General features: G+C 54.5%; 11 protein-coding genes and 1 pseudogene. 8 read left to right on the forward strand and 4 right to left on the reverse strand.

Translation table 11 applies throughout. The features are described from left to right. Positions 1–103: 103 nt before the first annotated feature. Entirely contained in the window at positions 104–937 is an 834-nt protein-coding gene (locus tag B9A13_RS13145) for a P-loop NTPase (protein ID WP_159448145.1), read from the reverse strand. 212 nt (positions 938–1,149) lie between these two features. On the opposite strand from B9A13_RS13145, the gene B9A13_RS13150 reads away from it, so the two are divergent. The 3 genes from B9A13_RS13150 to B9A13_RS13160 all read left to right on the forward strand — a co-directional run bounded on the left by B9A13_RS13150 (position 1,150) and on the right by B9A13_RS13160 (position 4,031). After that, positions 1,150–1,938, forward strand: a complete 789-nt coding sequence (locus B9A13_RS13150; protein ID WP_084235621.1) for a DUF3298 and DUF4163 domain-containing protein — start codon at positions 1,150–1,152, stop codon at positions 1,936–1,938. Next, complete coding sequence (gene rlmD, locus B9A13_RS13155) at positions 1,935–3,305, forward strand: 23S rRNA (uracil(1939)-C(5))-methyltransferase RlmD (protein ID WP_084235622.1); 1,371 nt, start codon at positions 1,935–1,937, stop codon at positions 3,303–3,305. Before B9A13_RS13150 ends, rlmD begins: the two co-directional genes overlap by 4 nt. Before the next feature lie 204 nt (positions 3,306–3,509). Continuing rightward, positions 3,510–4,031, forward strand: a complete 522-nt coding sequence (locus tag B9A13_RS13160) for a hypothetical protein (protein ID WP_084235623.1) — start codon at positions 3,510–3,512, stop codon at positions 4,029–4,031. A gap of 7 nt (positions 4,032–4,038) precedes the next feature. Here the strand turns inward: B9A13_RS13160 and B9A13_RS13165 are convergent, their stop codons facing one another. Beyond that, a complete protein-coding gene (locus B9A13_RS13165; RefSeq protein WP_084235624.1) occupies positions 4,039–5,061 on the reverse strand; it encodes a DMT family transporter in 1,023 nt (340 codons plus the stop codon). Positions 5,062–5,102: 41 nt separating this feature from the next. Beyond that, positions 5,103–6,053, reverse strand: coding sequence for a 3-hydroxyacyl-CoA dehydrogenase family protein (locus B9A13_RS13170; protein ID WP_159448146.1), 951 nt, complete (start codon positions 6,051–6,053; stop codon positions 5,103–5,105). Between the two features lie 328 nt (positions 6,054–6,381). Here B9A13_RS13170 and B9A13_RS13175 point away from each other — a divergent pair, with 328 nt between their 5' ends. The 5 genes from B9A13_RS13175 (at position 6,382) to B9A13_RS13195 (ending at position 11,854) form a co-directional block, all read left to right on the forward strand. After that, a complete protein-coding gene (locus B9A13_RS13175; RefSeq protein ID WP_084235626.1) occupies positions 6,382–8,085 on the forward strand; it encodes an MFS transporter in 1,704 nt (567 codons plus the stop codon). 44 nt (positions 8,086–8,129) lie between these two features. Then, positions 8,130–8,573: a MarR family winged helix-turn-helix transcriptional regulator gene (locus tag B9A13_RS13180; protein WP_084235627.1), complete on the forward strand. Its 444-nt coding sequence runs from the start codon at positions 8,130–8,132 to the stop codon at positions 8,571–8,573. A gap of 172 nt (positions 8,574–8,745) precedes the next feature. Beyond that, positions 8,746–9,726, forward strand: a complete 981-nt coding sequence (locus B9A13_RS13185) for a DMT family transporter (RefSeq protein WP_159448147.1) — start codon at positions 8,746–8,748, stop codon at positions 9,724–9,726. Positions 9,727–10,025: 299 nt separating this feature from the next. Then, positions 10,026–11,090 (forward strand): sodium:calcium antiporter, encoded by a 1,065-nt coding sequence (locus B9A13_RS13190; RefSeq protein ID WP_084235629.1) that lies wholly within the window; start codon positions 10,026–10,028, stop codon positions 11,088–11,090. Positions 11,091–11,161: 71 nt separating this feature from the next. After that, positions 11,162–11,854, forward strand: a complete 693-nt coding sequence (locus B9A13_RS13195) for an aspartate/glutamate racemase family protein (protein ID WP_200809729.1) — start codon at positions 11,162–11,164, stop codon at positions 11,852–11,854. A gap of 68 nt (positions 11,855–11,922) precedes the next feature. Here the strand turns inward: B9A13_RS13195 and B9A13_RS13200 are convergent. After that, positions 11,923–12,110, reverse strand: a pseudogene (locus tag B9A13_RS13200) (pyridoxamine 5'-phosphate oxidase family protein); the annotation flags it as partial.

The raw sequence follows: 12,110 nt of genomic DNA on the forward strand, positions 1-12,110 counted from the left end.
ATTTCCCGCAAGGCATACTTTGCGCGCCTTATCAAAGGTGCGATCTTTTTCCCGTTTCCGTCGAAAAACAGGGTCTTGGTTACGACATACCGGGAAGAAATGTTTATTCGGCGCCGCGTATCTCTTCGGCAATCCGATCCGCCAGAGGCGCAAGCAGGTCCGGCGGTGCTTCCCTCAGCGCGCCTTTGTCGCCCAAACGGGACAGGGAGGGATCATAGGGAAGCGTGATTTTGACGATGTCCTCCGGCAGGCTGTACAACTCCGCGGCGTCCCCTCCGCTGGGAAACGCCATATTTTCCACAAACCCGACTACGGGCAGCAGAAGCATATTGCACAGGCTCAGCATCTTGCCGACGCTCAGCGCGGCGGTTTCCCCCGGCGCGGCGACTGCGATCACACCGTCCAGAGGAAGCGTGGTGAAAAGCTGGATGGGAATATCCCCGAATCCCGAGGGCATGTCGATCAGAAGACAGTCGGGCTGTCCCCAGTCCACGCCGTTCCAGAAAAGAGCGGCGATATTGGACGTGTCCGCTCCGGACCAGATAATGGGGTCCGCCGGATTGTCGGCGATGAGGTCCATGGAGATAACGCGAAGCCCGTCCGCGGTGGAATGGGGGATCATCAGTTCTCCCTCCGATCCGATCTGTCCCCTATCCCCCAAGAGCCGGGGGATGGTTGCACCCGCCACGTCGGCGTCCAGAATGCCAACCGTGAGGCCGCGGCGCTGCAGCGTCAGTGCCAGCAGCACGGTAATGAGGGATTTTCCGGTCCCGCCTTTTCCGCTCACCACCGCATAGGCCCGTTTGGCCTGGCGGGGCGCCCGCTCGTCAGAACAACCTCCGGAGCAGGTAGAGCAGCTTCCGCTGCAGGATGAGTTTTCCCAGACTTCCGCCATTTCCTGATTGAGCTGCTCCTGCAGTTTCTCTTTATCTTCCATTGGAATCCTCCCGCTGCCGTATCGGCGCTTTGTTTTCATTAGTATAACACAATATTGAAAATAGTACGAATACTATTCCTGGAGTATGCGGGCTGCCGGCAAACGGAATAAATTACGACAAAGCAGTTTACGGGGACAGGGGAATTTGTTACCATAGAGGAGGCACTGACATGCATCCATAAACGAGCCCACATACATAAAGGAGAAAACCCATGAAAACGAAAACGCTTCTTCTGGCTGCCGCCCTTACGCTGCTTTTGTCCGCCTGTTCCGGCGGCACGAGCGCGACCTCCACGCCGACCCAGGCGCCTTCACCGTCCCCCACGCAGGTCCCCGCACCCGTAATCACGGTGCAGTCGGACAGCAAGGAGTATAAAGCCCAGGATTCCGCCCTGATTTTAACGGTGGACTGTTCGCTGCCCTTTATTGAAAACGCCCAGGGAGTCCCGGCGTATGAGGCCATCAATTCCTATTATAAAAGCGAAATGAGCTCCCATATGGATTCCTCGGCTTCCGATCTGCTTTCCACCGCCCAGGAAGACTATGACTATTCGAAGGAGGAAAACTATGATTTTAACTCCTACGCTTCGCAAATGAGCTTCACCCAGACCCTGCTGGGCGAAACCAGGGCCAGCTTCTATCGCACGGTTTACAGCTATACCGGGGGCGCCCATGGGAATCTGGCGGTGATCGGGGACACCTTTGATCTGTCGGATGGAAAGAGACTCTCGCTGGGGGATTTATTCAGCGTCCCGGAGGAAGAATATACAAAACGGCTCCAGGAAGAAATGATCGCCCTGGCGGGGACCGATCCGGACCTGAAGGAGCAGCTGTTCGAAGGATATGAGCAGTCCATCCCCGAATACTTTGACCCGGACAACTTTTATCTCACCGACGAAGACCTTGTGATCTTTTACCAGCCCTACGACATCGCCCCGTGGGCTGCCGGGGTGCCCACCTTTAAGCTGCCGCTGGAAGGACTGAAGGATATACTCCAATGACGGATAAACCGGAGAAAAATCAAATCTGCCGGGTGAGGATCGAGGGCTACTCCAGCGAAGGCGCGGGAATAGCCCGGCTGGATTCCTTTGTGATTTTTGTAAAGGGCGGCATCCGGGGAGAACTCTGCGACGTGAAGATTCTGAAGGCAGGAAAGAACGCCGCCTTTGCCAGAATGGAACGGGTGCTGGAACCCTCCCCGGAGAGGGAAAACCCCGCCTGTCCCGATTTCGGCCGATGCGGAGGCTGCGATTTCTGGCACATGAGCTATGAGGAGGAACGGAAGGCCAAGCGCCTTCGGGTGGAGGACGCGCTGCACAGGCTCGCGGGACAGGATTTCCCGGTTCCTCCGGTTCTGGCGTCAAAGAGGCTGGATGGTTATCGGAATAAGGCGATCTACCCGGTGGCGTGTGCCGCAGGGAAAGCGGTCACCGGCTTTTTCAGGGCCAGAAGTCACGACGTGGTGCCGGTTTCGCGCTGCAGGATCCAGCATCCCGAAGCCGATGCGGCGGCCGCCTGCGTGCGGGAATGGATGGACCGGTATGCCGTCCCGCCCTACGAGGAGACCACGGGGAAGGGGCTGGTCCGGGATATCTTTGTGCGCTTCGGGGAGAGGACCCGTGAGATGCAGGTCTGCATCGTGGCGGCGGGAGAGACCCTGCCCCATTCCGAGCAGCTTATTCGGATGCTGCAAAACGCCTGCCCGGGTCTTGCGGGCGTGATTCTGTCCGTCAACCGAAGACCGGGAAACGTGATCCTGGGGGAGCGCATGAAGGTCCTCTGGGGGCGGGAATATATCGAGGATATCCTCATGGGCCTGACCTTCCGGCTCTCTCCCCGCTCGTTTTATCAGGTCAATACGGACCAGGCCGAGCGGCTCTATGGGATTGCCGCCGATTTTGCCGGCCTGGACAAAAGCAAAACGGTCCTGGACCTATACTGCGGAACCGGGACCATCACTCTTGTCATGGCCCGGTATGCCGGGCGGGCTTTGGGAGCCGAAATCGTGGAACCGGCGGTGGAAGATGCCCGGGAGAACGCCCGCCGCAACGGGATCGAAAACGCCGAGTTTTTCTGCGGCGACGCGGGTAATGCTGCTTTAACGCTGGAGCGGGAAGGCCTTCGGCCGGATGTGATCGTGGTGGACCCGCCCAGAAAGGGCCTGGACGGGAATGTGATTGAGGCGATGCTCCGCATGGCCCCGGAGAGGATCGTCTATATTTCCTGCGACCCCGCCACTCTGGCGAGGGACGTAAAGCTCCTGACCGAAGGAGGATACCGCCTGGCGGAGGTGCAGCCCGTGGACATGTTCCCAAGGACGGCACACGTTGAGACGGTGGCGCGGCTGGAGAAGGTGATTAAAAACTAAACAATATGGTAATGCCGCAGCATTAATATGCCGGGACTTCACAAATGATTCAGATATAATTTCATTCTTGACTTTTTTGTTTTTTAATTTATAATATGAACTTAATTAAGTAAATATTTGGTGCGTATAATTGATCAGCACGAAACTATCTATTAGTTTCGTGCTCTGTTTTTTGCCCCAAATATTAAACAGGGAGGATACAATATGGAATTTCACATGAAGTTACCGCGCAATAAAAGAGAATTTGCATTATTTATGATCATTATATCGGTTGTTTCTGTTAACATTATCGCGCCGCTTATCACATTTTTTGAAGTAGGATTTCACTTGTATATTTGGGTTGATACTCTTAAGGTTATTCCCTTCATTTGGGTTACCGTGATAGCATTAGTGCTGTTCACATATAAACCGGCTGAATGGCTAACCTCCCGGATTGTAAGAGAAGGTGACAGCTTTGGAGTTCACATCTTGATAAATATCCTTATTTCAGTACTACTAATGTCTATCTTTTTAACTGTTATTGGCACTTGGATCGGAAACCGTCAAATCAGCTTGGAACCAATTCTTAAGTTTTTCTATAAATGGCCTCGAAACTTCTCCATTTCTTTTTTTGTCGAAGCTTGTATTGCACAGCCCGTCGCCCGGCTCGTCATATTGAAGCTGCACCAACACCAGGATTTACAGAAACAAAGCAGAAGAATGAATTATCCCGGAATCGGCCAATGATAAGCTTCTATTCAGGCGGAACAGCGGTTTGTTCGATCTCAATTCTGGATTCGTTTTTATCAGGTTCTGGATATTCTTTGCCGGTGCTCTTTGAAGCCTTGTTCCTTGCCGCTTTGAAGCCGGGAATCAAAGAGATCATCGAGCCTCCGAGAATCAGCAGAATCCCGAAAATCATATGAACCGAAATTGCTTCGTGCACAATCAGCAGAGCAAGGACGGGCGCCAGGGCGGGCTTGATAAAGAACACCAGCGAAGCGGTGATTGCAGACGTCGCTTCCATTGCCAGAAAATAAAACGCATAGCCGAGGCCGGTGTTAAACACTCCGATAAACAGCAGGCTGGGAAGAGTATGTCCGTTGATTCCGGACAGTATGGGGATATTGGAAAATACGGGAAGGCCCAGCTGCGCAAAAAAAGAGGAGACAAACCCGATTCTGGTGAGGCAGATCAGGGAAAGCATTTCCATGCTGCCGAACAAAAAGGTGAAACAGGTCAGGGCAACACCGCCGTATTCCCCGCTTCGCGTATGTCCGATCACACTGTATAAAGCGACGGTGACGGCCGCCAAAACAGTGAGGACGAGCCCCAGTGTCTGCCCGGACACATGCCCCGGGTTCAGAATGACGATGATGCCGGCTATGCTGACGATCAGCGAAAAAACGGTGTGCTTATGGACTTCTTCACGCAGAATCCAATGGGCAAAAAGGGCGATGAACACGGGATTGCTGCAGATCAGAACCGCCACCATGGAAGCCGGGGAATATAGAAGCGCCATCTGATACAACACCATGCTGATTACGACGCAGATAAAACCCGTCAGGGCGAAAAAGGAAAAATCCCTCGCCCCGAACCGGCGGTTTCTTTTCTTCAGCCCTTTGACGGACAGAGGCATTAAAACGACGGCCCCGATCAGAAAGCGGAGGAAAGACAGCTGGATGGGGTTGAACGAGCCGGCGAAAAATTTCAGCGCAATTTCCACGCTGCTGAACAATACGGCGGAAAGAAGAATGTACAGATACCCCTTTTTCATGTTCACCGCTTCCTTACTATAAATGGCCTGCGCCGGCTCCGTCAGTTCTCGGGAAACTCCCAGTCGAAGAAGTTCCAGTACGGCGCGCTGACCCTTTCGCGGTAGGCATCCATATCCACACCCCGCCAGTCGTAAAAACCGGCACCCGTCTTCTGCCCGAGGTCGCCCCGGGCTATGCGGTCCGTGATCGCATGGGGAACTTCCTTCATATCGCTCAGATCGGGGAACAGGGTCCGGCAGACGTTGTAATTGAGCTCCAGCCCGCCGCTGTCAAAATGCTCGAACATGCCGATGGAGGTATAGCGCGGGCAAAAGCTGTACATCAGGCAGGTGTCGATATCCCTGGGATCGGCGATTCCGTTTTCCACGATATACAGGGCCTCGCGCCACAGGGCAAACTGCAGGCGGTTGCCGATAAAGCCGGGGGCGCTTTTTTTCAGGATCACCGGTTTGCGGTGAAGGGATTCCAGCAGCTGCTTTGCAAATTCCGTGACGCCTTCGGCGGTGTCGGCGCCGGAGGCCAGCTCGAAATACGGCACCATATGGGGAGGATTGAAAGGATGGGTCACGATAATGCGGTCCTTGTATTTGGTCATGCCCTCGGAAAGCTTGTCCACTACAAGCGCGGAGCTTACGGAGCAGATCGCCATTACGTTGGGGCAGTTGTCTTCGATCTTTTTATAAACCGAATGCTTGACGTCCGGATTCTCCACCACGCACTCGAAGATGATCTCCGTATCCTCTAAATCCTTATAGCTCTGGGCATAGTTTAAATATCTGCCGCAAACGGCGGCCTGGTCTTCGGTCATGATTTTCTGATCCGCCAGCTGGATGAAAAACTTGCCGTAAATGGTTTTACTGGCGGCCTCCATTTCGTCGCTGACGGCCAGGAGCGTAGTTTTATAGCCGTGCGCGGTGGTGAGTACCGCCATGCTGGTCGCGATCATGCCTGTTCCGATGATGCCGATATGCCTGACGCCTTCCATCTTCATGAAATAATCCTCCTGTTTTTCTGCTGCGAAGCTCAAGGGACTATGTTTTGATGGTATCATGCCGTTTTGCGATTGTCTATCGATTTGAGGAAGGATTCCTATATTTTTCGGGATCGGGTTCCGGATTTTTGTGCACAAATGTCAAGGCCGGTGCTTTGACAACAGTAAAATCCTATGGCCGTATTCAATCGGGGAGAAAACAGCAAATTATTGTTGACTGTGCAACTAATTAGCTTTATAATGATTCCTGCGCTACCGGGCAGCGGCCGTGTTTGACCGGAAAGCCACGGACATGCTATTATAAATTAGTTGCGGGAAGGGAAGCAAAATGGCAAAAACACTTCAGTCAAACCGGAACTCGAAAGAATCGGCAGGATACAAATGGGTTGCGCTCTCCAACACGACCCTCGGCATTTTGATGGCCTCCATCAACAGCAACATTATACTGATATCTCTTCCGGCTATTTTCAGGGGAATGCAGGTAAACCCGCTGTCAACGGAAGGCGCTTCCTATATGCTCTGGATGCTGATGGGGTTCACCGTTGTGACGGCTACTCTTTTGGTTTCCTTCGGAAGGATTTCCGATATTTTCGGCCGTGTCCGCCTGTATAATCTGGGCTTCGCCATTTTCACCCTGGCCTCGGTCCTGCTTTATTTTACCCCCGGTTCGGGTTCCACCGGGATTTTGATTATGATCGTCTTCCGGCTGCTGCAGGGAGTAGGTGCGGGCTTTCTCTTTTCCAACAGCACGGCCATCATTACCGACGCCTTCTCCTCCCATGAGCGGGGAATGGCGATGGGCCTCAATCAGATTGCCGGGATAGGAGGCTCCCTCATCGGTCTGATTCTGGGAGGGGTGCTCGCCGACATCAACTGGCGGCTGGTCTTCCTCGTCAGCGTGCCCATCGGGCTGTTCGGGACCGTATGGGCCTATGTCATGCTGAAGGAGCAGTCCAAGCCCGATAAGACACAGCGGATCGACTGGCTGGGCAACATTACCTTTGCCGCAGGACTGACTCTGCTCCTGCTGGCTTTGACATACGGCATCATGCCATATGGCAGCTCCACCATGGGGTGGTCCAACCCCTTTGTGATTTTCGGCATCATTATCGGCCTCCTCCTGCTGGTTGTCTTTATATTCATTGAATTCAGAGTTAAAATGCCCATGTTCCATCTCGAGCTTTTCAGAATACGGGCCTTTGCCTGCGGCAATCTGAGCCTTTTCCTTTCCTCCGTCGCCCGCGGCGGGCTGCAGTTCATGCTCATTATCTGGCTTCAGGGCATCTGGCTTCCCCTGCACGGGTACAGCTTTGAATCGACGCCCCTTTGGGCCGGCATCTACATGATGCCCATGATGATCGGGTTTTTCATCATGGGTCCCTTGTGCGGCCGCCTGTCCGACCGCTATGGAGCCCGTTTCTTTTCGACGGGGGGTATGGCCCTTTCCGTCATAGGATTTGTCATGCTGACCCTGCTGCCGGCCAATTTCGGATACGGCGCCTTTCTGGTGATCCTCCTGGTCCTCGGCTGCGGGATGGGCATGTTTGCAGCGCCCAACACCACCGCAATCATGAATTCCGTTCCCGCCTCCCAACGGGGCGCCACCGCTGGCATGCGCGCCACCTTCCAGAACGCCGGTATGGCCCTGAGTATGACGCTGTATTTCGCGATTTTGATTCTGGGGCTTTCCAAAAGCCTTCCGCCGATTTTGTACAGCGGTCTCGTGGACGCCGGAATGCCGGCCGCGGCGGCACAGAAGATTGCTTCCATGCCGCCCACGTCGGCGCTGTTTGCCACTTTTCTGGGATATAACCCCATGGGTTCCATGATCGATTCAAATACGCTGGGCAGCTTATCGGAAACGGCTAAGGCAACAATCCTCGGAAACCAGTTTTTCCCGCAGACTATTGCGCCCGCCGTCATGTCAAGCCTGCGCCTGGCTTTTTACATCTCGGCAGTGATTTCCGCCGTCGCCGCCGTAGCCTCTTTCCTCAGAGGGAAGCGGTATGTCAACGAGGAGGAAGGAAAATAAAGACTGCGGCACGGGAAAAGTGCCGCCGCCCGGGGGAGGGTATTATGACAGCCTATGAGAAACCCATCAGCGTGTGGATTTCCATCCTGTACCGGTATCGGCGAAGCTACATCGTAAAAAAACTGGAAAAGTACGGTTCTCTGGGAGGGTGGTACCTGCTGGTGATGTCTCTGTACCATAACGAAGGCGCAAGCCAGGAGCAGCTTGCCGGTATTCTCAAGATCGACAAGGCGGCGGTGGCAAGAGGGGTCAAAAAGCTGGTTAAAGACGAATATGTCATACGAAGACCCGACTCGGCCGACAAAAGGGCGTATCAGCTTTTTTTAACGCAGAAAGCGCTGGATCTCATACCCGAAATTCTCGGCGTAATGAAGGAATGGGAAAAAGGGATCCTGTCCGGAATCCCGGAAGAGTCCCACGGGATGATTAAACAGTATTTGAGGCAAATGGCGGAAAACGCATGCGGAGTGAAGCCCGAGGCTCTTTGAAAGGGAGAAGCTCCTGTGGCCTGCCGGATGCGGTGCGCTGCGCTCTGAGGCAATAAAAAGACCTTGCATTGCATGTCCCGCCGCCTTAAAATGAGAAAAGGCTCCTGCCGCAAAATTGCACCGTTTCATACGGGCTGCTGGGAGCACTGCTGAAAGCACTGGAGGCGCGGCCTTGCAGAGAAGTAAAATCGAAAGGATATCGCTGCTGCTCACCTTGCTGGGAAATGTGATATTCGGGTTCAGCTTCCTTTTTTCAAAGCAGGCTCTGACGGTTGCAGCGCCCTTTGTTTTACTGGCGGTCCGTTTTACGGCCGCCTTTCTCCTCATGAACGTTCTTGTGCTCACAGGGAAGTTCAAAATCAGCCTGAAAGGCAAGAACGTGAGGCTCCTTCTGCTTTTGGGTATCCTTCAGCCTTTTCTGTACTTTATCTGTGAAAGCTATGGGATCAGGCTGCTGTCCACCTCCTTTACCGGCACCATTATAGCGCTGGTACCGGTGGCGAGCCTTGTTTTGGGGATCCTGCTCTTGGGGGAAAAGGTCCGGCCGTTTCAGACGCTCTGCGCCCTGGCCTCCGTGGCAGGCGTGTTTCTCACCACTTTAGGACAGGATTCGGGAAGCTTCAGCTGGCTCGGATTTGGCCTGCTGGTGGGAGCGGTCCTCGCGGCCGCCGTGTTCACTGTGCTCAGCAGGAAGATCTCCCGGCAGTTCACCGCCTTCGAGAGAACATATGTGATGTTTGCCCTGGGCTGCGCCGCCTTTGTCGCCATGGCGCTGGTGGAATGCCGGGGTGATATTCCGGGGATGCTGCTGGCGCCCCTGCTGGACGCGGGATTCTGGACATCCGTCCTTTTCCTGGCCGGGGCCTCCTCCGTGGGCGCTTTTTTGATGCTCAACTACGCTCTGACCTACCTGGATGTTGCAAAGGTATCGATATTTGCCAATATAACCACCGTCATATCCATTTTGGCGGGAGTGCTGATCCTCCGGGAGAGCTTCGGTATATACCAGGTGCTGGGCTCGGCGGTCATCATAGCCGGCGTCTACGGGGTAAACCGGCCGGTGCGGAAAGATGGAGAGCCGACGGGGAAGGAAAACCTGCTGGAGTCCGGAGAAAATGGAGCTGGTTCCGCCTTGGGGCCAGGAGAGAGATAAGGACGGGAAAAAGGCTTTCGTATAGCCGCCGGGAAGGCGGAACGAAAGCCTTTTTGTTTTTCCCGATGCGGCTGAAAGCGAAACGGTACAGGGTTTTTCCGCCACGGGATTTTCTCCTGTTCCGCATAATGCCTCTTCAGGATAAAAGGTTTTAATCCATACGATAACATGTTAAAATAGGGAGAACAAACCCGTCATTTGCCCTTTCGGGGAAATAGCGCCGGAATGCCCGCGGATACCGACAGATACGGCATGATGAGGGAAAACGCGGCGGGAGCAATAAGAACAGGAAACGCAATATGAGTTATGTGCTTCTGGCCGTCGGACTGCTGCTGCTGGTAAAGGGCGCGGATCTTCTGATAGAATCGGCCTCGAAAATCGCGAAACTGCTGGGCGTCCCCGCCTTTGTGGTGGGCCTTCTCATTGTGGCCATGGGGACCAGTGCGCCCGAAACGGCAATCGGAGTGATCTCGGGAATCCAGGGTGCGAATCTCATCACCCTGGGAGATGTGGTGGGCAGCAGCATCACCAATGTCGCGCTGGTGATAGCCCTTACGGCCATAGTGTTTCCCCTGAAGGTGGATTCCTCCGTTACCAGAAGGGAAATTCCCATTTCCATCGCGGTTCAGGGATTCCTGTTTGCCATGCTCTTCACGGGGGACGGGCTGTCGAGGCCGGAGGCAATGGGGCTTCTGGCGGGCATGCTGGTTTTTCTGGGATATATCGTTTTCAAGTCAAAACAGCTGGCGGCGGGGGAAGTGGCGGACACCCCCTTTGAGGCCGAGGTGTTTGATTTCATGGATGACGAGAACGTGATTGCAGAGACGTATTCCGAAGAAGCTCCGGCTGCCGGCGGCTCCGAATCGGAGCGGACGATGCAGCCTCATCCGGAAACGCCGGAGAAAAAGCGGGAATCGGCCCCAAAACTGGTGTTTCTGCTGCTTTTGGGACTTGCGGGATTGGTGGGCGGAGCGAACCTTGCGGTAAATAGCGCGGTGGACATCGCCCATGCTTTCGGCCTCAGCGAGGCGTTTATCGGCCTGACCGTCGTCGCCCTGGGCACCTCCCTTCCGGAACTGGTCACATGCCTCATCGCGGCCTTGAAAAAGGAGGAGGACATCGCGGTGGGGAACATCGTGGGAAGCAATATCATCAACGTGCTTCTCGTTCTGGGGATCAGCGGAACGATCCACCCCATTTCCGTGGGCGCCGGAATATTCCCCGACCTGTTTGCCATGCTTGGCATTTCGCTGCTGCTCCTGGGGACGACGTTTTTCTTCGGCAGGATATCCAGGCGGGCCGGATTTGCTTTTTTTACCGCATATGTCGTTTATCTGCTGTATAAACTACTGAGTATTTCTTAAAAGCCGAGACTGCGGGGCGGCTGTGCTGCCCGACTTTTTGACGGCCGGTGCGATATTGGGGAGGAATGAGAATGAAAACCATCGGATTGATCGGAGGAATGAGCTGGGAGAGTACGGTTACGTACTACCGGAGGATCAATGAAACGGTGAAGGAGCGGCTGGGCGGGCTGCACTCCGCCAAATGCCTCATGTACAGCGTGGATTTTGCGGAGATTGAAGCCTGCCAGGCAAGCGGCGACTGGGAGAAGAGCGGGGAAATTCTGGCGGAGGCGGCCAGGAGCCTGGAGCGGGCCGGCGCGGACTTTATCCTCATCTGCACCAACACCATGCACAAGGTGGCTCCCCAGATCCAGTCCCGGATCTCCGTCCCGATTCTTCATATCGCGGATGCTACCGCGGATGAATTGACCCAAAATAAAATCTCCCGGGTCGCGCTTTTGGGAACCAAATACACCATGACTCAGGATTTTTATAAATCAAAACTTTTAAACAGGGGGATCGGGGTCCTGATCCCGGAAGAGCGGGATATCGAAACCGTCAACTCCGTCATCTACGATGAGCTCTGCCTGGGGATCGTGTCGGACAGGTCCAGAACGGAGCTTCTGCGGATCTTGAAAGAACTTTCCCAAAAGGGCGCCCAGGGTGCCGTTTTAGGCTGCACTGAACTGGGGCTGCTGATAAAACAGGCGGACACCTCCGTGCCCCTTTTCGACACCGCCGAAATCCACGCGGTGAAGGCGGCCGTTCTGGCGATAGAACTATAAAAGCAGAGAATGGATAGAATCAACATACGGCGGGCCGCTTTTACAGCGGCCCCCCGTATTTCGACGGCTTAAAACCGGATGACCCGGGGCGCCTCCGTAAAGGAGGAGATGGTGGCCTCGGCGTCCTTCAGATAAAAAACCTGAGTGTTTCCATCATCGGCCCGGTATCTCTTTTTCAGATTCGGGTAAGCGTCCAGCATGTGCTGCTTTGCCTCCAGCCGGTCGTCTTCCACGGCTGTGGCCGCGATCCGGATCC

The organism is Papillibacter cinnamivorans DSM 12816 (assembly GCF_900176335.1).
GTDB lineage: Bacteria > Bacillota > Clostridia > Oscillospirales > Oscillospiraceae > Papillibacter > Papillibacter cinnamivorans.